Raw genomic sequence first — 25,988 nt, forward strand, 5'->3', positions numbered from 1 at the left:
CGCTTCAATACCCGGTCAGCTCGAGATAGCCAACGCCATCATGCGTCCCGGCAAAGCTGATCGGCCCCTCCCAATAGGAGAAGCCGGTCCCCATCCAGGCCCTGGGATTGAGCGGCTTGCAGTGGATCGAGAACGATCGCGACGGGATCGCGATCTGCCATTTCACGGGCAGCTTGCGTCCCGCAACCTCCGCCGTCGCGTTCGGGATCATCTGAATGTCGTCGCCCGCGATCATCTGCGTTTCGCCGGCAGCGCTGATCCAGTTGCCGAACGGATAGTCTTTGCCGTCCTTCTGTCGCAGCCGATACAGCATCAGCTTGTCGCCTGACGACAGATGCAGCGACAGCCAGTCCCAGCCGGTCTGGTCGGCGTCGAGCGGCTGGCTGCTCCATTCGCGGTCCATCCAGGCCTGGCCCGTCACGTCCAGCGGTTTGTCGTCGATGGTGAGCGTGCCGCGGGCGCGGTAGAACGGCTGGCTGTAATAATAGGACGCCTGCCCACGCTCCGACTTGCGGCTGTAGCCGCGATCGCCCTGTAGGACAACCGGCCGGTCGGCCTCCAGCGTCAGGGCGTAGCTGAAATCGGTGCTGGACGCCTTCAGCGCCAGCGGCGCCAAAGTGCGATCGTCGGTGCGCTCACAACCCTTCATCTCCCAATCATCGATCCAGGCATCGAACGGCTTTGCCGTGACGCCGGCCTGCCCCACGCCGCCGCGTGAAAAGACTTCGTTGAAGCGGTGGGTGTCGGCGCGCGTCACCGCGGCGTGCGCCATCCACACCTGCTGATTGGCCCAGCCTTCGCCTTGCGGGCCCGGCTGCGCCGCCTGACGGAACAGCGTCCATTGCAGGCCGCACGCCGCGCCGCTGCCGTCGACGAGGTTTGCCGTCAGATACCACCATTCGATACGAAACTCCGGATGCGGCCCGTGATCGCCAGGAAAAGCAAACAGCTTTCCCGGCGTCACCTTCCCAAAGCCATCCGCTTTCTCACCGAGCCCGGCATAGCCCTGCGCGCTGGCGCGGCGTGCGAGGGCCAGCGCAGCGATGCCGCCGGCGAAGGCGCGGCGCGACATGCGATCAGCGCTCATTGGCAAACACCTTGACGAGATTTTCCGGCTGCATCCGCGCCAGCCGTGCCACCGGCAACAGCGCCGCAAGCAGCGACGCGAGCAGCGCGACCGCGACCAGCTCAACCAGCTGCAGCGGGAATACGTGGAAAGGCAGCCGCCAGCCGAACGCCTTCACGTTCACGATCGCGATCAGGCACCACGCCACCAGGAGGCCGAGCGGCACGGCGAGCAGCGCCGTGAACAGCGCCACCGACAGCGTCTTGGTCAATTCGATCGCGGCCAGGCGCGGCCGGGTGATGCCGATCGCCCACAGTGGCGCGAGGTGCGGCAGGCGGGAGTTCGCCAGCGTGAGCAGGCTCGTGAACAGCGCGATCCCGGCGACACCGAGCGTGAATGCGTTCAGCGCCGATGTCACCGCAAAGGTGCGGTTGAAGATGCGGATCGATTCCGCCTTCACCGTCGCCTGGTCGGCGACGCTGCGGTCGTCGAGTGCGAATTGCTTCTGCAAGGCCGCGATCAGGCCGGGAATGTTCTCCTTCGCGACGATCAGGCCGATCCGCGTCTGTGGCGTCTGCGGAAACTGCCGGATCAGCGCCGCGACGTTGACGGTGAGTTGCCCCCTGGGATTGCCGTAATCGGCATAGATACCGACGATGTCGAGCTCCCATGTCCCGCTAGGTGCCGCCACCTCGACGACGTCGCCGATGCGGACGTTGAGGCGGCGGCTGAGCTGCTCGCTGATGAAGGCGGCATTGCCCGGCACGAGCCGGCTCCAGCCGCGCGGCGCGGCTTCCAGCAGCGGCCAGCGCTCGCGATAGAGCGCGTGGTCGGGCAGGCCGAGCAATTCCACCGGTTGGCCCTGAACCTGCGCCTCGGCACGGCCGCCCGACAGGATCGCCTGCACGTCGCTGCGCTCGCGCAGCCAGTTGCGGATGGCAACGCCTTGCGCATTGTCGGAGGCGCTGATGTAGACGTCGGCTGCGAGCCGTCCGTTCAGCCAGCCGAGGAAGGTGCGGCTGAAGGTTTCCACCATGGTGGACACCCCGACATTGACGGCGAGCGCGAGCAGCAGCGCCATCAGCGCGAGCGATAATCCGGAAAGCTGCTGCCGGCTGTCCGCCCAGAACCACAGCGCAAGCGGCTTTCTCGCGGCGCGCTGACCCGCGAGCAGGATGATCTCGAGCAGCGCCGGCAGGATCAGCGCCGCGCCGAACATCAGCGCCGCCAGCACGCCAAAGCCCGCGATCAGCGATTGCCCGTACTGAAGCAACAGCAGCGCGACCGCGAACACGGCGCAGGCCGCACAGCTCTGCAGGATCAGCCAGCGGCGCTGCCTCTGCTGCCAGGCGTGCGGCTGCGCGGTCGCCAGCACCGGCATCCTGATCGCCTTGATCAGGCTGGTCGCCGCCGCAACGAGCGCGCCCGCAATGCTGATGCCGATGCCGGCGAGCCACCATTCAGGCTGTAAGGTCAGCTGCCCCGGGATCTGAGCGCCATAGAGCCCGCGCAGTGACGCCGCGACGTCGGGCAGCAGCACGGCCGCGATGAAATAGCCGCAGACGAGCCCGATCAGGCCGGCGATCAGCGCCAGCGCCACGAGCTCGATCACCAGCACGGTGTTGACCAGCCGCGCCGAGGCGCCGCAGGCGCGCAGCGTTCGCAGCATCGGCAACCGCTGCTCGAAAGCGAGGCCGACGGCCGAGTTGACGATGAACAGGCCGACGAAGAACGACAACAGGCCGAACGCCGTGAGGTTGAGGTGAAAGCTGTCGGTGAGGCGTTCCAGCTCGGTCTCCGCGTTCGGCTCGACCAGCTGCAATCGGTCGCCGACCACGCTTGCCAGCGGCGCAGGCTTGCCCTTGGGCTTGCCGATCAGAAGCCGCGACAGCTGATCCGGCTTGTTCAGCAGACGCTGCGCCACGCCGATATCGACCACCAGCACGCCGGGCGCGAGCTGCGGCAGCACGCGTAGTGGCGGCAATTTCGCGCCGTTGCTGATCGGTGGCGCCGCGCCTTCCGTTTCCTGCAAGTCGCTCAACGTCTCCCGCGCCACCAATGTCTGGCCCGGCGGTGCAACAAAGCTGCCTAAATCCGCAGCACCGAGACGCGGTGCGTTGCCGATTTCGAGCGGCAGCGTCACCGGCTCGATTCCGAGCAGCCGCACCGAACGTCCGTTGATCTGGACCCGGCCCTCCAGCGCCGGCGACACCGGCCAGCCGGCGCGGCGGAGCTTGATGAACAATTCCTGCGGAAAGGTCGCTGCCTGGGGCGCCACCAGCATCGCGGTGCGCACGCCGCCGAACGTCGCGGCGGCGCGGTCATAGGCGTTGCGGGCCTGCTGGTTGATGGCCTGCACGCCGCTCCACAGCGCGGTCGCCGCGATCAGCCCGACCAGCAGCGTCGCGAACTGCATCTTGTGACGCCGCCAATGGCTGAGCAGCACCGCGAGCACCCAGAGCGCGCGTCTCATGCGATCCGCCCCGCATGCAGGGTGAGATGGCGGTCGAGCGTGCCGGCCAGATGCAGGCTATGGGTCACCATCAGGAAGCCGCAACCGGTGCGCGCGACCAGGTCGCGCGTCAGCGCCAGCACGTTCTCGGCGGTGGCCTCATCGAGATTGCCGGTCGGCTCATCCGCCAGCAGTAGCGACGGCCTTGTCGCCAGCGCCCGGCCGATCGCGACCCGTTGCTGCTGGCCGCCGGACAATTGCTCGGGATAGCGCTTCAGGAGAGCGCCGAGCCCGAGCCGTTCGACCAGCTCCTTGGTCCAGGCTGCATCGTGACGGTCGGCGATCCGCGCCTGAAAGGCCAGATTGTCCGCGACCGACAGGCTCGGGATCAGGTTGAATTGCTGAAAAACCAGACCGATCCGGTCGCGCCGCAAGCTGGCGCGCCCTGCATCGGACAGCGCGGTGACCTCAATGTCCTCTAGCCGGATCGCGCCGCCATCGGCGGCATCGAGTCCCGCGATCAGGTGCAACAATGTGCTCTTGCCGCTGCCGGACTCACCCGTTAGCGCGACGCGTTCGCCGGCCCTGAGGTCGAGATCGACGCCGCGCAGCACATGGACCGGCTCGCCGGCCGAGAAGAAGGTCTTGGAGAGATTCTTGATGCTCAACACGATGAATGGCGCCGGGCGGAATTAGCGGAATTGCTGCGTAGCACACTTGCTGCGGAAATGCCGGGTTGCGTTGGTCTCGAAGCCGTTGTTAGCTCCCAAGACAGCCAAATCAAAAAAGTGCCAAAAACCAAAAGACATCGACGGGGGAGAATCATGAGCGTTGAGGGAACGACGGAGGGAGCCGGCAAGACGATCGGGACCAAGGGAACGCCAAAGGGCGCCTGGACCGTCACCTTTCTCCTCTTCCTCTTCATGGTCGTGAACTTCGCCGACAAGATCGTCGTCGGTCTCGCCGGCGTGCCGATCATGACCGATCTGAAGCTCACCCCGGAGCAGTTCGGCCTGCTCGGCTCCTCGTTCTTCTTCCTGTTCTCGATCGCGGCCATCGTGGTCGGCTTCATCGTCAACAAGGTGCCGACGCGCTGGGTGTTGCTGGCTCTCGCAGTGATCTGGGCGCTGGCGCAGTTTCCGATGGTCGGCACCGTCTCCTTCACCACGCTGCTGATCTGCCGCATAGTGCTGGGTGCCGGCGAAGGCCCGGCCTTCTCGGTCGCCGCGCACGCCATCTACAAATGGTTCCCCGACGAGAAGCGCACGCTGCCGACCGCGATCCTGTCGCAGGGCTCGGCCTTCGGCGTCATCCTCGCGGTGCCGGCGCTGAACTGGATCATCGTCAACCATTCCTGGCACTACGCCTTCGGCGCGCTCGGCGTCGTCGGCCTGATCTGGGTCTGTGCCTGGCTCGCGCTCGGCAAGGAAGGCCCGCTGGAGGATACGCAGGTCCTGGCCGCGACCGAGCAGAAGATCCCTTACTTGCAGCTTCTCACCTCTCGCACCTTCATCGGCTGTGTCGCGGCGACCTTCGGTGCTTATTGGGCGCTCTCGCTCGGCCTGACCTGGTTCACGCCGTTCATCGTCAAGGGGCTCGGCTTCTCGCAGAGCCAGGCCGGCTTCATCTCGATCCTGCCCTGGGTGTTCGGCGCCACCATCGTCATTCTCACCGGGTGGATATCGCAGGTGATGATGGCGCGCGGCTACAACACCCGCGTGGCGCGCGGCGTGCTCGGCTCGGTGCCGCTGGTGATCGGCGGGTTGATTCTGGCGACGATGCCGCACGTTCAGGGCGCGGGCCTCCAGATCGCGCTGCTCGTGGTCGGCTCTGGCCTGTGCGGGGCGATCTATGTGGTCTGCCCGCCGATGCTTGGCGAGTTCACGCCGACGTCGCAGCGTGGCGCGATCCTTGCGATCTACGGTGCGCTCTACACGCTGGCCGGCATCATCGCGCCGGCCGTGATGGGGGCGATGATCCAGCGTGCCGGCAGCACGGTCGATGGTTACATGGCCGGCTTCACCATCAACGCCGTGATCATGGTCGGCTCCGGCCTGCTCGGCCTGCTGCTGCTGTGGCCGAACTCGGAAAAGGCCAGGTTGATGCGTGGTGCCGCCCCGCAGCCAGCTGCGCTGAAGGGCGTGGTGTCGCCGACGTAAGGGGCTGCTCTCTTACCCTCCCCTGGAGGGGGAGGGTCGATCGCGCGAAGCGCGAGCGGGGTGGGGTGATCTCTCCGCTCGGGCACCGTTGGTTGGGGAGAGACTGTCACTCCACCCCGTCTCACATTTCGCTGCGCTCCATGTGAGCCGACCTACGGGCGAGCTACGCTCGTCCCGGACCCCTCCAGGGGAGGGTAAGCAACACGCCGTGCTAGCTCGCGAGCCCCTGCGCCCCGCGAATCAACTTCCCCGGCCGGCGGCCCGTGGCCTCTCCATGCCGCCGCGTCACCACGCCTGAGACGATCGTCGCCTCATAGCCGTCGACGTCCTGCAACAGGCGCCGCCCGCCGACCGGCAGATCGTAGTGCACCTTCGGCGGATGCAAATGCAGGCGGTCATAGTCGATCACGTTGACGTCGGCCTTGTAGCCGGGCGCAATCAGGCCGCGATCGGTGAGGCCGACCGAGAGCGCGGTCTTGCGCGCCTGCGCCGCGACCACGAACGGGATCGACAGCTTCTCGCCGCGCGTGCGGTCGCGCGTCCAGTGCGTCAGCAGATAGGTCGGGAAGCTCGCATCGCAGATGATGCCGCAATGTGCGCCGCCGTCGGACAGGCCCGGCACCGATTGCGGGTCGATCAGCATCTCGCGCGTCGCGTCGAGATTGCCGTCGGCATAGTTGAGGAACGGCACGTAGAGCATGCCGCGGCCCTCGTCCGACAGCATCGCATCATAGGCGAGCTCTTCCGGCTGACGGCCCTGCTTGCGCGCCTGCGGCCCCAGCGCGTTCTCCGGCGGCTGCTCGTAATCGGGGGGATCGCCGAGCAGAAACATCTTGTCGTAGTTGGGCCGGAAGAACAGTGGATCGTCGGTGGCGGTCGCCGTCTCGCTCAAAATGGCCTTGCGCAAATCGCCCTGATGCAGCCGTGCCAGCCGCTCCTTCAAGGGAAGATGCGCGATCGCCCTGTAGCTCGGATGGGTCTGGAACGGATTGCGCGACAGCTCGAGCCCGAGCAGCAGGCCGACCGGGCGCGCTGCGATCTGCGCGGTGATGGAGAGGCCGCGCTTCGCCGCTGCATTGATCTCGTCCAGCGTCTGGCGCCAGCGGTTTGGCGATCTGTCGTTCTGTGTGATCGAGAACGAGATCGGGCACTTCGTCGTGTCGGCGACCCGCAACATCATCGGCAAATCTTCGTGGATAGTGGAGAGATCGAGCACGAATTGCAGCACGCTGCGGCCCTGGCTGTGCATCGCCCCGGCGATCGCGGTGAGCTCGTCCTCGCCGGCCTTCAGCGTCGGTGTGAAGTCGCCGGTCGAGGTGCGGTGGTTGAGCGTGCGCGAGGTCGAGAAGCCGAGCGCGCCGGAGCGCACCGCCTCGCCCGCGAGCTTGGCCATCGCCGCATTATCCTCGGCGGTCGAGGGATCGCGGCGTGCGCCGCGCTCGCCCATGACATAGACCCGTAGCGCCGCATGCGGCAGCTGCGCGCCGACATCGATGTCGAAATCGCGCTTGGAGAGCCAGTTCATGTAGTCCGGAAAGCTCTCCCACGCCCACGGAATGCCGGCGCTCAGCACGGGCTCCGGAATGTCCTCGACGCCTTCCATCAGCTGGATCAGGCGGGTTTGGTCGGCGAGCTTGCACGGCGCGAAGCCGACGCCGCAATTGCCCATGATCGCGGTGGTGACGCCATTCTGCGAGGACGGCGTGATGTCCTGGCTCCAGGTGACCTGGCCGTCGTAATGGGTGTGCACGTCGACGAAACCCGGCGTCACCAGTTTTCCGCGGGCGTCGATTTCCTCGGCACCTTTGCCAGAGACCTTGCCGACCTCGCTGACCTTCCCGCCGGTGATGGCGACATCAGCCTCGAACAGCTCGCCGCCGCGACCGTCCGCGACGGTGCCGCCGCGGATCACCAGATCAGGATTGCTCATGTGTTTCTTCCCGGTTTGTTTTGTTGTTGCTTGCCGTCGTCCCGGACAAGCGCGCCCTAAGCGCGCAGATCCGGAACCCATAACCACAGGGAGATGTTTTGCGACGACTCGGAGTGACCACCTAGTGCCGCAACTTCTCCCTGTGGTTATGGGTCCCCGCGTTCGCGGGGACGACAGCTCAATTTGTGGCGATACCGGCGACTCAATTTGCCTTGGCCCGCTTCCGCTCCGTGAACGGCGACAGCGCCACCGTCGCGACCATGAAGATCACCGACGCGCCGAATACCCAGTGCGGTGCGCTCTGGTCCATGATCCAGCCGAACAGCAGCGGGCTGATAATGCCGCCGAGATTGAATCCGGTGGAGACGATGCCGAAGGCGCGCCCGGCGGCGCCGGGAGGTGCTGCGTTGCGCACCAGCATGTCGCGCGAGGGGGCTATCACGCCGGAGAGGAAGCCTGCGAGCGTCATCGCGGCAGTCAGCGCCCAACCCGGCACCGTCACGAGCGCGATCAGCAGCACGATTGCCGCGTTCACGGCAAAGCAGGCCGCGGCGACATAGCCGTGGCGTTCGGTGTGGTCGGCGAGAAAACCGCCGGCCAGCACGCCGGCGGCGCTGGCGCCAAGGAATGCCGTCAGCATGACGTTGGCGGCCGAATAGGACGTGCCATAGCCGCTCATCAGCGCGACAACGCCGAAATTGTTGATACCGGCGACCGAGAGGCTGAGCAGCATGAACAGCGCCGTCAGCACGATCAGCGCCGGCGTGATGACAGCCTGCTTCGGTGCGTTCTCCGTGCCCGGTTTCTTCTTGCTGGCGCCGGCGTCGGGAATGTTCATGACGAGCAGCAGCATCGCCACCAGAATGCCGATCGCCCCCGAGGCGATCAGCGCCCCGACGCCGCCGGACAGGGTGACGAGTGCACCCACGATCGCCGGCGCCACCGCGCCGCCGAGAAACCCGGCAAAGGTGTGGATCGAGAAGGCGCGGCCCATCCGTGCCTCGTCCATGTGCTCGGCCAGGATCGCGTAGTCGGCGGGGTGATAGACGCTGTTGGCGAGACCCAGCAGCACGGCGCAGGCGATCAGTGAGGCGTAGCTGAGGTGCAGACCAAGCAGGATCAGCGCGAAGCCGCCGAGCGTGAGGCCGGCCAGCAGAATTCGCCGCGCGCCAAAATGGTCGACGAGATAGCCGGTCGGCGCCTGCGTCAGTCCGGACACCACCGCGAACACGGTGAGCGCGAAGCCAAGCTCGATATAGCCGACGCCGAGCTGCGCCTTGAGGAACGGAAACAGCATCGGCAGGACCAGCAGATGGAAATGGCTGACCCAATGCGCGATCGAGATTCCGGTCAGCGTGCGTAGTGCGCTGTCCGCCTTGCCTTGCTGCGGTGCGGCGAGAACGTCGACCATTGCAATTCCGGTTTCACTCCCTGGAAGGCGCGCAAACTATCGGGGAGAGCGGTTATTTGTCCATGAACGCAGGCGCATGGCAGGTAGTGCGGGTGGTAGAAGAGCGCGTTGAGGTGCCTCCACGCCGTCGTCCCTGCGAAAGCAGGGACCCCCATACCGTGTGATGAAGTGCCGAACGACGATCTCCGCAAAACTCCTCCTTGTGGCTACGGGTCCCTGCGCCCCGTGCGCAATTGCGCACTAGGCAGGGACGACAGCGGAGTTTGGGGCCGCCCTCACAACGGGTCGTCATCCGGACCGTAGCGGTCGCGTTTGGGCGTCGCGATGTCGCCGTCCTCGTAATCGTCGTCATCGAGAGGAGGCGGCGGTATCTTCACCTTGTCTTCCGCCCGCTTTTTGTCAGCGATTTTGGGCGGCTCGCTTGGCTTGCCGATCTTGGCCATGGCTGTTCCCGGATGGTGATGCTGCATCCGATCCTATCCGGAAGATATGTGTAGTTTCTGACCTATCGCAAGCAGGCCGTCAGTGCACCAGCGGCCCGCCCGCCTTCTTCCAGGCATCCACGCCGCCGGCGATATGGGCGGTGTTGGAAAGGCCGGCCGCCTTGGCGGCGGCCACCGCCATCGCCGAGCGCTCGCCGAAGGCGCAGAAGAACACGATGCGGCGGCCGGTGGCGGCGGCGACCTCGCGCAGCATGCCGCCGGGCTTGAGGCTCTCCTCGACGGACGGATAGGGCGTATGCAGCGCGCCTTCGAGCATGCCGTGCTTCATCCGCTCGTTGGTCTCGCGCAGATCGACCAGCAGCATGTCGGGCCGGCCGAGAATGCGGATCGCCTCGACCGCGCTGAGCGCGCGGCCTTCCTTCTCCAGCTCCTCCTGATGCAGGCCGACATGCATGTTGGCGGGCACCGCCACGTCCATCATCTTCGGATTGGGCAGCTTCAGGTTGGCCATCAGCTCGATATATTCGTCGACCGAGCGCACCTGGAGCCGCGGGTTGTAGCGCTTCTCCTCGCCGATGGTGGAGACGGTGTCGCCCTTGTAGTCGTGCGCCGGGAATACCATCGTCTCGTCCGGCAGCTTGAGCAGGCGGTTGAAGATCGATTCGTATTGCGCGCGCGATGAGCCGTTCTGGAAATCGGTGCGGCCGGTGCCGCGGATCAGCAGCGTATCGCCGGTGAAGACGCGATCGCCCATCAGATAGGAATAGGAATCGTCGGTGTGGCCGGGCGTGTACATCACGTCGAGCGACAGGCCCTCGATCGTCACCTTGTCGCCGTCGGCGACCCGCATCGCCACCACGTCGGCCTTGGTCTGGTCGCCCATCACGGTCATGCAATGGGTGCGGTCGCGCAGCTCGCCGAGGCCGGTGACGTGGTCGGCATGCAAATGGGTGTCGACCGCCTTGACCAGCTTGAGGTCGAGCTCGCGCAGCAATTGGCAGTAGCGGTCGACTTTCTCAAGCACGGGATCGAGGATCAGAGCCTCGCCGCCTGGGCGGCTGGCCAGGACGTAGCTGTAGGTGCCCGAAACGCTGTCGAAGAGCTGGCGGAAGATCATGGCGGGAAAGTCCGGCAGTGGAACTGGTTTCGAGGATTCTACTACGTTCCGGGCCGGAAAGAGAAGTAATTCACTGGGCGGATCGCAAGTTTTGGAAGATTTTTGCTTTGCAGGATCGAATCTCCGATTGAACGCGATGGCCGTCCCACAAGTTCAGTGTCGTCCCTGCGAACGCAGGGACCCATAACCCCAGGGTGGAGTTTGGCGAAGACCAGCCGTTCGGTGCGCCTGCCGCCGCGATCGAGAGATCACGCGGTATGGGTCCCTGCGTTCGCAGGGACGACAGCTGAGTGCGACGCGGGAGCGCAGCGCCCCCCTCAGGGGCCTCACCACCGTATATCCATTCTCCGCCAGGAACAGGATCTGCCCGACGCCCACCTGCACCGGGGTCGCGGCCTGGATGAACTCCGGCCGCTTGCCGGTCTCGCGCTCGATCGTATCCACCGTGTTGAGGCAGATGTCGAAGCGCACGCCTTGCGCGATCAAGCTTTCGACCTGCTTGCGACGCTCGCTGCCGGACAACAGGAGATCGATGCCGGGGCCGAACGCGACGACCTCGATCGCGATCTTGTCGGGGTCGTAGGCCTTCAGGAGATTATTGGCGACGCTGAGCACCAGCGCCTGCTTCCTGGCGTCGCCGTCGGAGAGTTGCAGCACGATCTTGTGCTCGGCGAACGGCTTGTCCTGCAGCGGTACCTGCTGTGCCGAGGCCGTTGGGATCGCGACCCGGACCAGCAGCGCCAGCATCAGCGCGCAAAAGACCGGACCCCGAATCATCCCTGTCCCGCAATGCCTGGATTGTCCTCGACGCCCTTCAGCGTGACACCGGGGCCAAGCCGCTTCTCGTCGGCTTATCAGGGTGGACCGGACGTCAGCGGACGGCCGGTGGCGATGGGTCGGGCTTGAAAAACGCTGTCAGCGGCGGCAGTCTCGGCCTGATTGAGGCTTCGATCTGACGAATCTCGGCTTATGCCGACCGATGCGAGGATCGACGATGAAGCAGCGGCCGATAGTGTGGCTTGCCGTTGTTGCAGGCGTGGTCCTGGTGCTTGCTGTCGCCTGGGCCGCCATCCTCTGGACGCGCCCAGAGCCTATTCGCATCGCATTCGCCAATTCGCTCTCTGGCCCGTCCGCCCCGATCGGGGCGGAAAGCCTGGTCGCTACGCAGCTTGCAATCGACGAGGTGAACGCCAAGGGCGGCGTCAACGGACGGCTGATTGAGCTCGTTCTGTTCGACGACGCAAGCAATCCAGCTGTGGCGCGCGCGAATGCGCAGGCGATTGCCGACAGCCCGTGCGTCGCTGTGCTCGGACATTATCTTAGTTCCGCGTCGCTCGCGGCGGCGCCGATATACAAGGATGCGCGGATACCGGCACTCACGGGAAGCTCGGCTGCCGACGATCTGACAAACAACAGTGAATATTATTTTCGTGCGCTGTCGCCGGTCTCCGTGCAGGCGCGCTCGATCGCGGAACATCTGCGCGCCGTGATGAGGGAGCCAAAAGTCCGTCTCGTTCACACGCGCGATTCCTACGGCAAGAGTTTTGAGCATGGATTTGCGACGGCCTATCCGGCGGAGCAGTTGCGTGTGTTCGGACTGGACGTCGCAGCCGGTCAGATCGGATCGACGGATGAGGCGCTGGACGCTGCCGCGCAGGAGCCCGGGCCCGGTGTTATTGTCGTCGGCGCGGCAGCCGATTTTAGCGCAGACATCGTCAAGGCGCTCCGCCGCCGCGGTATCAAGGGAATGATCATTGCATCCCAAGCCGCGGCCCGCGAAAGCTATTTGCAGAATTTCGCCAATGAGCCCGAGGAAAAAGCGCAGCCGGGTTTCTTCAGCGAGAATCTGTATGCTGCTTCCTCGCTGATGTTCGACAGTGCCGGCGTGGCAGCGCAGGTCTTTGCCGCCGACTACAAAGCGAAAGCGGGAACCTTGCCAAGCTGGGTTGCCGGCGGCTCGTATGACGCTGCGCGCCTGATGATCGATGCGCTAAAACGAGCTGCCGTACATCCCCGGTTTATGGGGCAGGGAATTCAGAAACGATCCGACAGCAAGGTCGCAGATCGCGACCGTGTGCGCGTCGCGCTCGCCGCGATCGGCGATCCGAAATCGGCGGTCGTCGGGCTGACTGGGCGGCTCTATTTCAACGCGAACCGCGACATTCCGCGCCCGATTCGACTGGGTTTCTTCCGTTACGGTTTGTTCGTCACTGCGCCGCTGCAACTCGTGCGCATCGATCAGCCCAAAGGAATCGATCTCGCCGCGGAACGAGAGAAGGGCCATGTCGTCACGTTCGGCGACCGACACTACTGGATTCAGCGCGTCGTTTATACCGGCATCGACATCATTCGCGTCAGCCGGGTCGACGTGAAGCAAAATTCGTTCAACGTCGACTTCTATCTCTGGATGCGGTTCGCCGGGGACGATGAGGCGCAGACGCACGTCGAATTCCCGGCCTTGCTGGATCGCGGGGCGTTCGATCCGGCTCGGCCGATTCAGATTGGACAGGAAGACGGCCTGAGCTATCGGCTCTATCGAATCAACGGCGATTTCAAAGCCCGTTTCGATCTCCATGATTATCCGTTCGACACGCAGGAATTGCGTCTACGTTTCCAGAACACGGAGCAGCGGCGGGAACTCATCACCTATGTCATCGATCGGTTCGGCTTGCGCCTCGCCGGCGATGGAAGCTCGCGGGCCGAGGATGGGGCCTATTCCGGACTTCAGCTCTGGCGATTTCTCGGACTGAACTATTTCGTCGAATCTCAGTCCAGCGGATCGACGCTCGGAAAGGCGTCCTCGTTTGGTGCCGAGGCAATGACGGAATTCGCAGGCTTCGATGCGACCATCATGCTGCGCCGCAGCTCCGCCATCTACATGCTGAAGAACCTATTGCCGCTGTTTCTGCTCGTGCTCGTCGTGTTCGCGACGCTGTTCTTTCCCGAAACCATGTTTCGTGAACGCGTGACGATTCCAGTGACCTCGATCCTGGCGAGCGCGGTGCTGCTCGTGACGGTCGCCAGTCAGGTCGGCGATGTCGGATATACGGTGGTCGTCGAAGAGATGTTCTACATTTTCTTCATACTATGCCTGATGACGATATTGGCGGGCTACAAACATGAAAAACTTCGAGACGCCGGCCGAAAGCGCGCCGCTATTGTTTTGGATCACGCAGCGCGGATCATTTATGCCGGGACGGTACTCGCTGTAATCGTCGTGCTCTACCGGCGTTATGCCGTGTGAGGCAAGCGTGGATACCTCGCTGGTCCGCCACACCTTCTTGAAATTCGCAGCATGAGTCCGGATCTGGCCCTTGGCCGACATGACCAAGCGCGCCTCTTTTGTCCGTTTCCGATGGTCATGCGGACGTCATCCGCCGGGCGGATTGGGTACACGCGTGTTCGGCGGGAGCGCCGCCCCCTACGGCCGCACCACCGTATACCCGTTCTCCGCCAGGAACAGGATCTGCCCCACGCCCACCTGCACCGGCGTCGCCGCCTGGATGAACTCCGGCCGCTTGCCCGTCTCGCGCTCGATCGTATCCACCGTGTTGAGACAGATGTCGAAGCGCACGCCCTGCGCGATCAGGCTCTCGACCTGCTTGCGGCGCTCGCTGCCGGACAGCAGGAGATCGATGCCGGGACCGAACGCGACGACCTCGATCGCGATCTTGTCGGGGTCGTACGCCTTCAGAAGATTGTTGGCGACGCTGAGCACCAGCGCCTGCTTCTTCGCATCACCGTCGGAAAGCTGCAGCACGATCCTGTGCTCTGCGAACGGCTTGTCCTGAAGCGGCACCTGCTGCGCCAAGGCTGGCAGGATCGCGGCCTGGACCAGCAGCGTCAGTAGCATCGCGCGAAACATTTGCGCCCGCATCATCCTTGTCCCGCAATGCCCGGATTGTCCTCGACGCCCTTCAGCGTCACGCCGGAGCCGAGCCGCTCCTGGAACATCCGGCCCGAGCGCAGATATTTGCCGACGACGTCCCACACCGGCGCGCCTTGCTGGCCGTTGACCGAAGCCCAGCCTGCGACCTTGTAGCGGTGGCTGGCGCTGAGCGCCTTGCCGCCATGGAGCTTCACTTCCGAGATGCGGCCGCCGATCGCGGCGGTCGGCGTGCAGGTGTAGCTGAGCCCGCCGGCGCGCACCATGTCGCCGCCCTGCTGATAATAGGGATCGGCGTTGAAGAGATTGTCGCAGACGTCTTCCAGCACGTCCTTGATCTGGGCGCCCGTCATCTCCTGCACATAGGTCTCGGGATAGGTGATCGCCGTCTCCGTGAGCAGATCCTCCATGGTCAGCGCCTGACCCGACAGCGCGGTGACGCCCCAGCGGAACCCCGGCGACAGCGCGATCTCGGCATCGAGCTCGGTGCGCAGCGCCGTGCAGATCAGCTCGTCGACCGGCCCGGAGAAATTGCCGCGCCGATAGAGCAGGCGGTCGGGCGTTGCGATCTTTGCCGACCAGTCGGTCACATGCGGCGCGCGCAGCCGGCCGATCAGCTCGGCCATTCCAGGGTCGGGCTTCAGCAGTTCGGAATAAACAGGCAGCAGATGATAATGAATGTCGCTGACCTTGCCCTTGTCGATCGCGAGATCGAGCACGGCGAGGAATTTTCCGTTGGAGCCGGCATTGGTGACGAGCGTGGTGCCGCCGGCGTTCTTCACGGCGATCGGCTGCGGTACGGCGTCATGGGTATGGCCGCCGAGAATGACGTCGATGCCCGTGACGCGGCTTGCGAGCTTGAGGTCGACATCCATGCCGTTGTGCGACAGCAGGATGACGGCGTCGACCTTGTCGGTGCCGCGCAAGGCATCGACATGCTTCTGCAACTCCTCCTCGCGGATGCCGAAGGTCCAGTCCGGCGTGAACCGCTTGGGGTGCGCGATCGGCACGTAAGGGAAGGCCTGGCCGACGATCGCGACCCGGTGACCGCCGATCTCCTTGATGACAGAAGGCTTGAACACGCGCCCGGTGGCCTTGTCGAAGGCGGGGGCATCGTTGAACGCGGCTTCCTCGGTCAGGAACACGTTCTGCGCCAGGAACTCGCCCTTGAAGCGCTCGAGATTGTCGCGCAGCGTCTGCTCGCCATAGGTGAATTCCCAGTGCCCGGTCATCGCTTCGATGCCGAGCAGATTGGCGACCTCGACCATGTCTCGGCCCTGCATGACGTTGGCAAGCCCGGTGCCCTGCCAGAGATCGCCGCCGTCGACCAGCAGCGAACGCTTCTCGCCGACATCGCCACGCAAGCGATCGACCAGCGTCTTCAGATGGGCAAAGCCGCCGAGCTTGCCGAAGCGGCCTGCCGACTTCTCGAACTCGACGCAGGTGAAGGCATAGGCATCGGCGCTGTCGGGACGGATGCCGAAACGATCGAGGAAGGCGCGGCCGACCAGATGCGGTGGCCGCCCGGCCATCTCACCGACGCCGATATTGATGCTGGGCTCGCGGAAATAAACCGGGTTGAGCTGCGCATGCGTGTCGGTGATGTGCAGGATGCGCGCGTTGCCGAAGCGCTCGAGGTCGTAAATGCTCGCGGACTCAGTGCCCCGCGCAAGCCGCGGCAGACTGAGCGATGCAGCAGCAAGGCCTGCGCTCTTCAGGAAATCGCGGCGGCGGATCGCCATACCAAAATTCTCCGCGCCCTCAATGTCGCAAGACTGTTTCAGTTCAGGCAGTCTAGCGGATTTCCATCGCCTTCCAGGCTTCTTTTTCGGACGCCGCCTGGAAGATCGACGCCTTTGCCAGCGCCTCGGCCTCCCTGGCCGCGGCGGTGGCGCGGTCGAAATCGCCGCCATCCGCCGCTTTCTTGGCCGCGGCCAGCGTCGAGACGGTCACGGTCCACTGGTTGCGCAAGCCGGCAGCCTCCTTCGATGCGGCTTCCGCGGTGGCATAGGCCGCCTTGTAGTCCGCTTCATTTGCCGCGCGCGCCGCGGTCGCGAGGCCGAACGCCAGCAGCATGGCGAGGGGAAGTGACCGCTTCATGGCCGCGCTCCCGGTCCTGATATCGGCAGGCCGTTGGCGACATAGGACAGGAAATATTCGACGTCGCGATATTCGTCCGATTGCGGCTCCAGCGGAACCGCGCGGGTCTGGCTGTTGCAGGTGACGAAGCGGCGGCTGGTGGTGCCCATGCCGCTCCATTCGGAGCGGTAGATCGGCATCGCGTTCAAAATGCCGAGCGCCGGCGCCAGGACCTCGGCGCGGATGCGCTCGCCCGGGCTCTGCACATGGCAGCTGGCGCAGGAGAAATTCATCTGGCCGCGCCGCGTATAGAAGTAGCGCTTGCCGTTCTCGAATGCCGCGAGCGCACGGGGATCGTCGGGAATCTTGATGTCCATCGGCTTGCCGCGCGAGGTGAAGGCCATGTAGGCGGTGAGCGAGGCCATCTCGTCCTTGACGTAGGAGTAGGGCGCCTCGCCATTGGCCTCGCGGCAGCGGTTGAGCGCGAGCTCCAGCGTGACGACCTTGCCTTCCTTCTCGTCGAAGTAGGGATAGTTCTGGCGGATGCCGACGCCCCCATTGGGGAAGCAATCGGCATAGGTCTTGCCGTTCTTGAACGGGGTGGCGAACATCTCCTTGCCGGCGTCGAGCGCGAATTCGTAAGGCGGGAATTCTTCCTTCTCCTGCCACTGCCGCTTCATGTCCGCGTTCATGGAATACGGACCGTTGACGAAGTCCTCGTGCTTTACGTCGGGAAACTTCTGGAAGAAGAAGTTCTGGAACGCCTTGGCGTCGGCAGCGGGATCGACCTTGTCGGCCGCGACGACGCGCGGAGAGGTGAGGGCGAACGCAACGAGTGCGGCGCTGAGCGAACCAAGCAGCAATGCAGACCGGGTCTTCATCACGCGATCTTCGCGGTGGTCGTATCCGACGCACCCTTGTTGTCGGTCCAGGAGATCTTGAGGTCGTCGCCCTTCTTGGCGCCCTTGAAGCTGAACTTCACATAGGGGTCCTTGGAGACCGCAGTGCCCCAATCGGCGACGAAGACGTCCTTGCCGTTACATTCGAATTTCAGCTGCTGGATGTAGTGCGCGGGGATCAGCTCGCCCTTGGGATCCTTGACCAGGCCGGTATCCATGGGGTGCTGGATCAGCGCCTGCACCTCGGTGATGTCGCCATTGGATGTTGCGCGCACGCGAATGCTTGATGCCATCGGACCGATCCTCCTAGCCGCCGCAGCCGCCGACGGTGACCTTCACTTCCTTGGTCGCGCTGTAGAGCTTGCCGTCAGCCTCGACGATGGCGACCAGTTTGGTGGTCTTGGCCATTTTCAGCCGGTTGGCGACGCCCGGAATGGTGCCGTCGGCAACCTTGTAGGACGCTGCGAGCGCGTACGGGTTCTCGGTCACGAGGAACGAGATCGAGCTCACCTTGTCGAGCGTCGTCGTCACCGAGACCGGCACGACGCCGCCGTTCTCGGCGATCTCGGGCGCATCCAGCTTGACCTTGTCGGAGGGCTCGGCGGTCTTGCCATAGAGCGCCTTGATCGCCTCAGCCTCGTTCTTCTGCTTGAAGGCCTCTTCCGGATATTTGTCGTTGGCCGCGGCGCGCGCGGGCGTGGCCGCGAACGGCAGATTGCCAAGGCCGAGCAGGGCGACAGAGGCAGCGCCCTGAAGGATCAGGCGCCTTGTCGCAAGCGGGCCGGTGGTCGTGGTCATCTCAAATCTCCTGGCAGCCGGCCGTTACAGCGTCTGCAGGAAATCAACGATCGCGTTGATCTCCTGTTCGGTCAAAATCCGGTTCCGGCCGAACGGCGGCATCATGGTCTGCGGATTGCGCTTGGTCTCGTCGAAGATGATCGCGGTGAGCTCGTTGCGATCAGGGTATTTGGCCTTGAGGTCCTTCAGTTCCGGCCCGATTGTTCCCGGCAGGTCGCCGCCTTTGATGACGTGGCAGGTCAGGCAATTGCCCTTGCCGCGATCGAAAGCGAGCTTCTGGCCGTCGGCGACAGCGGATTGTGCCCGCGCTGGAGCCACAGCCGCGCCGGCGGAGAGCACCAGCGCCACCAGGACGGCAAGCTTGCAAGGAAAGGCGGTCAAGGCATCGTCCCAGGCGTTATGTCGATGATCTCGTTTGCGGAAATATAAGCGTTCCAAAGCACAAAGGGCATCGCCTGACAATCAAGACTATGCACGCGGCAAAATGGAGTTAATATCCCGCGCATTGCAACCGATGAGATGGTTTGTTCATCCTAACAGGTTGACACTAGCAAATTATTCTAGGGCGTTTGGCCCTTACGGGCCGTCTTTTCTGTTTCGCATTCATTGGGGACTGACTTGGCTGAATATGTCGTCGAATTTGGCAGGGATGGCGGACGGGTCGAGCCGGATGGACGGCTCGATGCACCGGCGTTCCATCGCAACCATGTGCCGATCTGGGCGGCGCTGGAAAAGCACCTCACCGGGCTGACCGGCAACGTGGTCGAGCTCGGCAGCGGAACCGGCCAGCACGTGGTCTATTTCGCCCGCCACACGCCCGGCCTGATCTGGTGGCCGAGCGACCTCAACCAGCGCCACCTCAAGAGCATCGAGGCCTGGCGTGTCCATACGGGCCTCGCGAACATCCGCAGCCCCCTGCGGATCGATCTCACCGATTCCGACTGGTGCGAGGAGATGAAAAGCGGACAGGCGCCGACGAGCCTTGCGGCGGTGTTCTGCGCCAATGTCATTCACATCGCGCCCTGGGCCGTGGCCGAGGGCCTGTTCGCCGGCGCCGGCCGCTACTTACGCCCCGACGGCAAGCTGTTCCTCTATGGCCCGTTCAAGCGCGACGGCAAGCACACCGCGCTCAGCAATGCGGTGTTCGACACCTCCTTGCGTGAAGGCAATCCCGAATGGGGCGTGCGCGACATCAGCGATGTCGAGCTCCTCGCGCGCGGCGCGGGCCTTCGCCTCGTCGATACGATCGACATGCCCGCGAACAATCTGACGCTGGTGTTCGAGCGGTAAGCGACTCGGAAGGTGTGCTCCCTCCCCCGCCTGCGGGGGAGGGTTGGGGAGAGGGTGTCTCCGCAACGGGACATCCCCCAGAGGAGAAAACCCTCACCCGCCACGCTCTTCGAGCGCGTCGACCTCTCCCGCAAGCGGGAGAGGTAAGAGCCGGCCTTGGTCTGCACCGACCAAACGAGTCCCATCACCCTTCTTCCCTCCACCCGATCTTCTCCTTCAAGAACCGGAAGCCGAGCACCTCGAAGCCGGCGCGTTCCCTGTTGTCCTTGCCGTAGCCGTGGCCGCCGGCTTCCGGCTCGTAGAACCAGGCCTCATAGCCCATGGCCTGCAGCTTGGCCGCCATCTTGCGCGCGTGGCCGGGATGAACGCGGTCATCGCGCCTTGTGGTGGCGATCAGGATCGGCGGATAGGTCTGGCCGGCTTTCACGTTGTGATAGGCCGAGTAGGTCTTCAGCCACTGCCATTCCTCGGGCTTGTCGGGATCGCCGTATTCCGCGATCCAGCTCGCGCCCGCGAGCAGTTTTGTGTAGCGGCGCATGTCGATCAGCGGGATGGTGCAGAACAGCGCGCCGAAGCGCTCGGGATAGCGCACCAGCATGTTGGTGATGAGGATGCCGCCGTTCGAGCCGCCCTGTGCCGCAATGCGCTTCGGATGCGTCACGCCGCGACGGACGAGATCGGCCGCGACCGCGGCGAAATCGTCGTGCGAGAGTTTCTTGCCGGCGAGGCGGCCGGCGTCGTGCCAGCGCGTGCCGAACTCGCCGCCGCCGCGCAAATTCGCCTGCACGATGGTGCCGCCGCGCTCCAGCCACAGCTTGCCGAGCGAGGAATTGTAGTACCGCTTCACCGAATGGGCGAAGCCGCCATAGGCGCTCATATAGACCGGCGCGTCGCCGGTCTCGCCTGCCGGCCCGGTCTGGACATAGGGAATGCGCTCGCCGTCAACAGAGACCGCCTCGTGCTGCGTCACCACGAGCCCGTCGGCGGTGAACGTCTTCGGCGCCTGCTTCAGGACGATCGGGCTGGCGACGCCGCGCTCTATCAACAGCAGTGACGGCGGGGTGAGTGGATCCTGCACATTGGCGAGCAGATCGCCGTTGCTCTCGCTGGGATGACGATCGAGCGGCCAGACGTCGACGACGCCGATCTCAGGCAGGCCGGGAAGCGTCTCGCGGCTCCAGCCGGTGGCGGATGGCGTGCAGATCTCAAAGCGTGGGCGCAGCTCGTCGAGGATCGACAGCACGAGCTTGCCCGCCGCCCAGAACAGGCCTTGCAAAGCGCGCCGCGGCGCCGGCTCGAACAGCACCGCAAAATCGCGGCTGCCGTTCAGGAATGCCGACAGTGAGATGCCGAGCACGGTGTCGGTGGCGTAGGTCCGCCCGCCGGCCGTCCAGTCCTTGCGCAGTTTCATCGCGAACCAGTCGCCATGGGCCTGCAACCAGATCCCGGTTGGCAGATCGAGCTTCGTCATGCGACCTGCCGCATCGCGCAGCCAGACCGCGTGATTGAAGAAGTCGATCTGCTCGACGATCCAGACCCGCGGCTCAGGTCCGGTGTCGTCGGCGCCGCCATAGATCATCATGTGATCGGCGGTGGTCTCGGCGATCATCTCAGCCTGATCGACCGGCTGGCCGCGCCGCCACAGGCGAACTGTCCGCGAGTATCCGGAGTCCGTCACCATACCCTCGCCATGGGCGCTCGACAGCAGCAGCGTATCGGCATCGAGCCAGTCCGCGCCGCCCTTGGCTTCCGGCAGTGTAAAGCCGTCCGCCACGAAGCCCTTCGCAACGAGGTCGAATTCGCGCAAGGTCACGGCGTCGCTGCCACCGCGCGACAGGCTCAAAATGGCGCGCGAGCTTCCCGGCGTCGTGGCGATCCCGCTCAGCAGCCAATCCTCGCCTTCGCGCGCTGCGAGCTGGTCGATATCCAGCATGGTCTCCCACGCAGGAGTAGCTTTGCGAAATTCCGTCAGCGTGGTCCGCCGCCACAGGCCGCGCGGGTTGGCAGCGTCCTTCCAGAGATTGTGCAGGTCGCTGCCGCGTCGGCTGACATAGGGAATGTTGTCGGGACGATCGTAGATCGCTGCGAGGATGTCGCGGTCATGTCCGAAGGCTTTGCCGCCGAACGCCGCGAGCGTCAGCTGGTTCTGCCGCTCGACGAAATCGAGCGCTTGCGTGCCCTCGATCTCCTCCAGCCAGAGCCAGGGATCGTCGTCGGGAGCGCTGAGCGTGGGCCTGTCGTCGACGGTCATGAACGAAACTCCGAAAAATAGCGGCGGATAGGATTTGATCGAGCGCAAGCCGTCAAGTGCGCGGCCGGCTATGATCGCACCGATTGCGTCAGAGGCATGGCCAGCGCCCGTTTGCGCCGGTTGTCCGGCCAGTCGCGTCCCTCCATAGTGCCGGGAATCAACCAGCCCTTGAGCCCGTTCGGGCAGAAAAAACCGATGCTTGACGTGACTTCTGCCCATGCAATCGCCGACGACGCCCGCGTGCGCGCCAATGTGGTGCGCCTGGCTGCAGCCCAGGCGCTGACCGGTGCCAATTCGGCGGTGATCTTCGCTACCGGCGCGATCGTCGGCTCCACGCTCGCGCCCGACATGTCGTTCGCGACGGTGCCGATCTCGATGTATGTGGTCGGACTCGCCGCCGGAACGCTGCCGACCGGCGCGATCTCGCACCGCTTCGGCCGCCGCGCGGCCTTCGTCATCGGCACCGCTCTCGGCACGCTCACCGGCGTGCTCGGCTCGTTCGCGATCCTGCACGGCTCGTTCGCGCTGTTCTGCATCGCGACCTTCCTCGGCGGCCTCTACGGCTCCGTGGCGCAATCCTATCGCTTCGCGGCCGCCGACGGCGCCAGCGCGGCCTACCGGCCGAAAGCTGTGTCCTGGGTGATGGCGGGCGGCGTGTTCGCCGGTGTGCTCGGTCCGCAGCTCGTGCAATGGACCATGGACGTCTGGCAGCCTTATCTGTTCGCCTTCAGCTTCCTGGTGCAGGCCGCCGTGGCGCTGATCGCGATGGGCATCGTCGCCGGCGTCGATATGCCCAAGCCCGCACCGGCCGATCTGCATGGTGGCCGGCCGCTGCGCGCCATCGTGAGCCAGCCGCGCTTCATCGCCGCGGCGCTGTGCGGCATCATCTCCTATCCCATGATGAACCTCGTCATGACTTCGGCGCCGCTCGCCATGAAGATGTGCGGCCTGTCCGTGTCCGATTCCAATTTCGGCATTCAATGGCACATCGTCGCGATGTACGGGCCGAGCTTCTTCACGGGCACGCTGATCGCCCGCTTCGGCGCACCGAAAGTCGTGGCCGCCGGCCTGCTGCTGGAGGCCGGCGCTGCCGGCATCGGCCTCTCCGGTCTCACCGCGATGCATTTCTGGGCCACGCTGATCGTGCTCGGCGTCGGCTGGAATTTCTCCTTCATCGGCGCCTCCGCCCTGGTGCTGGAGACGCACCGCCCGCAGGAGCGCAACAAGGTGCAGGCCTTCAACGATTTCCTGGTGTTCGGCATGATGGCGATCGGCTCGTTCTCCTCCGGGCAATTGCTCGCCAGCTACGGCTGGTCGGCGGTGAACCTGGTGGTGTTCCCGCCGGTGGTGCTGGGCCTTGCCGTACTCTCGCTGGTCTCCTGGGCCCGCCGCCGCAAGGCGCGGCTGGAGGCGGCGATGGGCGAGTTCCCGGATGCGATCTGACTGGCAGGAGGCTGTCAGCAACCTTGATACTTCGATCCAGGTCGAAGTGATTTTAAGGTAAGGGCCATTTAGATGTCGTCATGGCCGGGCTTGTCCCGGCCATCCACGTCTTGGGTGCTCGGATCGAACAACGTGATGCCCGGGCATGACGGAGTAAGCGGCGATGCTCGACAATCCTCAGACCCCAGCGCTCGACGAATCCTCCCTTCGCTACGAAGGCTGGCGCATCGTCGCGGTCTGCTTCCTGCTCGCGACCTTCGGCTGGGGGCTCGGCTTCAACGGCCAGAGCGTCTATGTCGCCGAGCTGCAGCGCGCGCGGGGCTGGCCGACCACGCTGATCTCGTCAGGCACCACGTTCTTCTATCTGTTCGGCGCGCTGCTCGTCGTGTTCGTCGGCGAAGCCGTGAGGAGACACGGCCCGCGCCTCTGCCTGATCGCCGGCACGCTGGCGATGGCGGCAGCTAGCGTCGCGATCGGCGCGGTGCGCGAGCCCTGGCAGCTTTATCTCGCCAACGCCGTGCTCGCCTTCGGCTGGGCCGGCACCAGTCTCGCCATGATCACCAACACGATCAGCCTGTGGTTCGACCACAAGCGCGGCATGGCGATCAGCCTGGCGCTGAACGGCGCCAGCTTCGGCGGCATCGTCGGCGTGCCGCTGCTGGTGACCCTGATCGGTCATGTCGGCTTCGCCAGCGCGATGTACGCTGCCGCCGGCGCCATGCTGGTGCTGCTGCTGCCGGTGATCCTTGTTCTCGTCGGCCGGCCGCCCGATCACCATGGCTGGCACGCGGCGGCGAAAGCGAAGCCGCAATCATCGACGCAGATTCGCGCACGGGCGCTGCGCGACGTCGGCTTCCTCACGGTGACGATCGCGTTTGCGCTGGTGCTGTTCGCGCAGGTCGGCTTCATCGTGCATCTGATCTCGTTCCTCGATCCCGTGATCGGCCGCGAACGCGCCGCGGTCGCCGTCGCGGTGCTGACTGCGATGGCGGTGGTCGGCCGCGTGCTGTTCTCGCTGGTGATCGATCGTCTCAACCAGCGGCTGGCCTCCGCGCTGTCGTTCCTCAGCCAGGCCGCGGCGCTTCTGGTCGTCATCAACCTGCACAACGATTACGTGCTGATCGCGGCCTGCGCGGTCTTCGGCTTCTCCGTCGGCAACCTCATCACGCTGCCGTCGCTGATCGTGCAGCGGGAGTTCGATTCGGCCTCGTTCGGCGTTCTGATCAGCCTCAACACCGCGATCAACCAGGTGACGTATGCTTTCGGCCCCGGTGTCGTCGGGGCCTTGCGCGATTGGTCCGGTGGCTACGCGTTGCCGTTCTATCTCTGCATCGCGCTGGAAGTGGCGGCCGCCGCGTTGATCATGGTGCGCGGGACGCCGCGGACGAAGCTCGCGTAGGGTGGGCAAAGGCGCAAAGCGCCGTGCCCACGATTCTTCGATGAGTCAGCAGGGTTTCGTGGGCACGCTTCGCTTTGCCCACCCTACGAGACTATCCTTGCCGATCGCTCAACAACCCCTCCACATCCAGCCGTTTCGTAAACATCGCGAGCTTGCCATCCGGCCCGAACGGCCATTGCTCCCTCGGCTTGTCCCAGTACAGCTCGACGCCATTCTCGTCGGGATCGCGCAAATACAGCGCCTCGCTGACGCCGTGGTCGCTGGCGCCATCCAGCGCAATGCCGGCCGAGCGCACGCGGTGCAGCGCATCAGCGAGCGCGGCGCGCGTCGGATAGAGGATCGCGGTGTGATAGAGCCCGGTCGTGCCCGGCGGCGGCGGCGAGCCGCCCTTGCTTTCCCAGGTGTTGAGCCCGATGTGGTGATGATAGCCGCCGGCCGCGATGAAGGCGGCGCCCGAGCCCATCCGCTGCATCAGCTCGAAGCCGAGCACGCCGCAATAGAAGCCGAGCGCGCGATCGAGATCGGCGACCTTGAGGTGAACGTGGCCGATCCTGGTGCCGGCGGCGACGGCTGGGCTTTGCGACATGGGAATGCTCCGTTGAAAGCATGCACATAGGGCGGGCTCCGGGGCTGTGCTACGGCCGTTCCCGAAACCCAGCGTTTCCTGATGCGCAATTGCGCATCAGGATCGGAAACTAAGCCAGTTCCGGCACCTCGCCTTCGGGTAGGTCGAACTCGAACGTGTTCAGCGTCATCGACACCAGCGTGTAATAGCCGCACAGTCCGATCACCTCGACCACGCCGCGCTCACCGAGAAGCTTCACCGCCTCATCATAGAGGCCCTTCTCGACGCCGTGTCCCTCGTGCAACGATTTCGCCACGTCGTAGATCATCTTGCCCTTGGGATCGTCGAACTCGGGCGTGCGACGGTCGCGGATCGCGTCGATGATCTCAGGCTTCATGCCGCCCGCCAGTGCCAGCCGCTTATGCGCGTACCATTCGTAATGCGCGGTCCAGTGCCGCGCCGTCACCAGGATCGCGATCTCCGAGAGCTTTGCGGGGAATATCGTGTCGTAACGCAGCACCTCGCCGAGCCGCGTGGCGTGACGGGCCATGTCGGGGCTGTTCAGCCAGGCCATCATCGGCGCCGGCGGCTTGCCGCGCTTGCCGGCAATCGACTCGTCATAGGTCTGCCGCTGGCTCTCGTTCATTTCGCCAGGCGAAAGAAGTTTCAGGCGCATCGTCGTTTCCTCTTTGTTTTCAAGCACCGTCTTGGTCGCGACTATAGCGGAATGCGGGCTCGCGGAAGTGGTTGAATTCCGCGGGAGCTTGGCCCAGAGTCGCGCCCAACAAGTCGATTGATTG

Annotated in this window: 22 protein-coding genes and 1 pseudogene; 5 read left to right on the plus strand and 18 right to left on the minus strand. The window is 64.7% G+C overall.

Annotation, left to right across the window (positions count from 1 at the left end):
• Window positions 1-4: 4 nt before the first annotated feature.
• Genes A3AS_RS0106605 through A3AS_RS0106615 form a run of 3 tightly spaced genes read right to left on the minus strand, consistent with a single transcriptional unit; the run spans window position 5 to window position 4,189 of the window.
• Window positions 5-1,087 carry a lipocalin-like domain-containing protein gene (locus A3AS_RS0106605; RefSeq protein ID WP_018316811.1) on the minus strand — a complete coding sequence of 361 codons (1,083 nt, stop codon included), beginning with the start codon at window positions 1,085-1,087 and terminating at the stop codon, window positions 5-7.
• A complete protein-coding gene (locus A3AS_RS0106610) occupies window positions 1,077-3,539 on the minus strand; it encodes an FtsX-like permease family protein (protein WP_018316812.1) in 2,463 nt (820 codons plus the stop codon). The genes A3AS_RS0106605 and A3AS_RS0106610 overlap by 11 nt, the downstream gene beginning before the upstream one ends.
• Window positions 3,536-4,189 (minus strand): ABC transporter ATP-binding protein, encoded by a 654-nt coding sequence (locus A3AS_RS0106615; RefSeq protein WP_018316813.1) that lies wholly within the window; start codon window positions 4,187-4,189, stop codon window positions 3,536-3,538. The genes A3AS_RS0106610 and A3AS_RS0106615 overlap by 4 nt, the downstream gene beginning before the upstream one ends.
• Before the next feature lie 153 nt (window positions 4,190-4,342).
• Between A3AS_RS0106615 and A3AS_RS0106620 the strand changes: the two genes are divergently transcribed.
• Entirely contained in the window at window positions 4,343-5,677 is a 1,335-nt protein-coding gene (locus tag A3AS_RS0106620; RefSeq protein ID WP_018316814.1) for an MFS transporter, read from the plus strand.
• A 211-nt stretch (window positions 5,678-5,888) separates the two neighbouring features.
• Here A3AS_RS0106620 and A3AS_RS0106625 read toward each other — a convergent pair whose 3' ends face one another.
• The 5 genes and pseudogenes from A3AS_RS0106625 to A3AS_RS43280 form a co-directional block, all read right to left on the minus strand.
• Window positions 5,889-7,607, minus strand: a complete 1,719-nt coding sequence (locus tag A3AS_RS0106625; protein WP_018316815.1) for an amidohydrolase family protein — start codon at window positions 7,605-7,607, stop codon at window positions 5,889-5,891.
• A 202-nt stretch (window positions 7,608-7,809) separates the two neighbouring features.
• A complete protein-coding gene (locus A3AS_RS0106630; protein WP_018316816.1) occupies window positions 7,810-9,018 on the minus strand; it encodes an MFS transporter in 1,209 nt (402 codons plus the stop codon).
• A gap of 275 nt (window positions 9,019-9,293) precedes the next feature.
• Window positions 9,294-9,461, minus strand: coding sequence for a hypothetical protein (locus A3AS_RS46485; RefSeq protein ID WP_018316817.1), 168 nt, complete (start codon window positions 9,459-9,461; stop codon window positions 9,294-9,296).
• A 79-nt stretch (window positions 9,462-9,540) separates the two neighbouring features.
• Complete coding sequence (locus A3AS_RS0106640) at window positions 9,541-10,578, minus strand: MBL fold metallo-hydrolase (protein ID WP_018316818.1); 1,038 nt, start codon at window positions 10,576-10,578, stop codon at window positions 9,541-9,543.
• A gap of 321 nt (window positions 10,579-10,899) precedes the next feature.
• Window positions 10,900-11,355: pseudogene (locus A3AS_RS43280) on the minus strand (hypothetical protein); the annotation flags it as partial.
• A 217-nt stretch (window positions 11,356-11,572) separates the two neighbouring features.
• Here A3AS_RS43280 and A3AS_RS0106650 point away from each other — a divergent pair.
• Window positions 11,573-13,822 (plus strand): ABC transporter substrate-binding protein, encoded by a 2,250-nt coding sequence (locus A3AS_RS0106650; protein WP_018316820.1) that lies wholly within the window; start codon window positions 11,573-11,575, stop codon window positions 13,820-13,822.
• A gap of 177 nt (window positions 13,823-13,999) precedes the next feature.
• Here A3AS_RS0106650 and A3AS_RS0106655 read toward each other — a convergent pair whose 3' ends face one another.
• From A3AS_RS0106655 to soxX, 7 genes are read right to left on the minus strand one after another with little or no spacing between them, the layout of a single operon-like run.
• Complete coding sequence (locus A3AS_RS0106655; RefSeq protein WP_018316821.1) at window positions 14,000-14,458, minus strand: hypothetical protein; 459 nt, start codon at window positions 14,456-14,458, stop codon at window positions 14,000-14,002.
• The gene (gene soxB, locus A3AS_RS0106660; protein WP_018316822.1) at window positions 14,455-16,206 is read right to left on the minus strand and encodes a thiosulfohydrolase SoxB; all 1,752 of its coding nucleotides are present in this window, start codon (window positions 16,204-16,206) and stop codon (window positions 14,455-14,457) included. Before soxB ends, A3AS_RS0106655 begins: the two co-directional genes overlap by 4 nt.
• A 52-nt stretch (window positions 16,207-16,258) precedes the next feature.
• Entirely contained in the window at window positions 16,259-16,564 is a 306-nt protein-coding gene (locus tag A3AS_RS0106665; protein WP_018316823.1) for a hypothetical protein, read from the minus strand.
• Entirely contained in the window at window positions 16,561-17,424 is an 864-nt protein-coding gene (gene soxA / locus A3AS_RS0106670) for a sulfur oxidation c-type cytochrome SoxA (RefSeq protein ID WP_026201737.1), read from the minus strand. Before soxA ends, A3AS_RS0106665 begins: the two co-directional genes overlap by 4 nt.
• Window positions 17,424-17,735, minus strand: a complete 312-nt coding sequence (gene soxZ / locus A3AS_RS0106675) for a thiosulfate oxidation carrier complex protein SoxZ (protein WP_018316825.1) — start codon at window positions 17,733-17,735, stop codon at window positions 17,424-17,426. The genes soxA and soxZ overlap by 1 nt, the downstream gene beginning before the upstream one ends.
• Window positions 17,736-17,748: 13 nt before the next feature.
• Window positions 17,749-18,240, minus strand: coding sequence for a thiosulfate oxidation carrier protein SoxY (gene soxY, locus A3AS_RS0106680; protein ID WP_018316826.1), 492 nt, complete (start codon window positions 18,238-18,240; stop codon window positions 17,749-17,751).
• Window positions 18,241-18,264: 24 nt separating this feature from the next.
• Window positions 18,265-18,621, minus strand: coding sequence for a sulfur oxidation c-type cytochrome SoxX (gene soxX, locus A3AS_RS0106685; protein ID WP_018316827.1), 357 nt, complete (start codon window positions 18,619-18,621; stop codon window positions 18,265-18,267).
• Window positions 18,622-18,858: 237 nt separating this feature from the next.
• On the opposite strand from soxX, the gene A3AS_RS0106690 reads away from it, so the two are divergent.
• The gene (locus A3AS_RS0106690) at window positions 18,859-19,530 is read left to right on the plus strand and encodes a DUF938 domain-containing protein (protein WP_018316828.1); all 672 of its coding nucleotides are present in this window, start codon (window positions 18,859-18,861) and stop codon (window positions 19,528-19,530) included.
• Between the two features lie 184 nt (window positions 19,531-19,714).
• Here the strand turns inward: A3AS_RS0106690 and A3AS_RS0106695 are convergent, their stop codons facing one another.
• Window positions 19,715-21,781, minus strand: a complete 2,067-nt coding sequence (locus A3AS_RS0106695) for a prolyl oligopeptidase family protein (protein WP_026201738.1) — start codon at window positions 21,779-21,781, stop codon at window positions 19,715-19,717.
• 195 nt (window positions 21,782-21,976) lie between these two features.
• On the opposite strand from A3AS_RS0106695, the gene A3AS_RS0106700 reads away from it, so the two are divergent.
• Both A3AS_RS0106700 and A3AS_RS0106705 read left to right on the plus strand, forming a co-directional pair.
• Window positions 21,977-23,224, plus strand: coding sequence for an MFS transporter (locus tag A3AS_RS0106700; protein ID WP_018316830.1), 1,248 nt, complete (start codon window positions 21,977-21,979; stop codon window positions 23,222-23,224).
• Window positions 23,225-23,387: 163 nt separating this feature from the next.
• Window positions 23,388-24,623 (plus strand): MFS transporter, encoded by a 1,236-nt coding sequence (locus A3AS_RS0106705; RefSeq protein ID WP_018316831.1) that lies wholly within the window; start codon window positions 23,388-23,390, stop codon window positions 24,621-24,623.
• A gap of 91 nt (window positions 24,624-24,714) precedes the next feature.
• Here the strand turns inward: A3AS_RS0106705 and A3AS_RS0106710 are convergent, their stop codons facing one another.
• Together A3AS_RS0106710 and A3AS_RS0106715 are read right to left on the minus strand one after the other, a co-directional pair.
• Window positions 24,715-25,209 (minus strand): VOC family protein, encoded by a 495-nt coding sequence (locus A3AS_RS0106710; RefSeq protein ID WP_018316832.1) that lies wholly within the window; start codon window positions 25,207-25,209, stop codon window positions 24,715-24,717.
• Window positions 25,210-25,318: 109 nt separating this feature from the next.
• On the minus strand, window positions 25,319-25,864 hold the full coding sequence (locus tag A3AS_RS0106715; RefSeq protein ID WP_026201739.1) for a carboxymuconolactone decarboxylase family protein: 546 nt from the start codon (window positions 25,862-25,864) through the stop codon (window positions 25,319-25,321).
• Between the last annotated feature and the right edge of the window lie 124 nt (window positions 25,865-25,988).

The organism is Bradyrhizobium sp. WSM2793 (assembly GCF_000379585.1).
GTDB lineage: Bacteria > Pseudomonadota > Alphaproteobacteria > Rhizobiales > Xanthobacteraceae > Bradyrhizobium.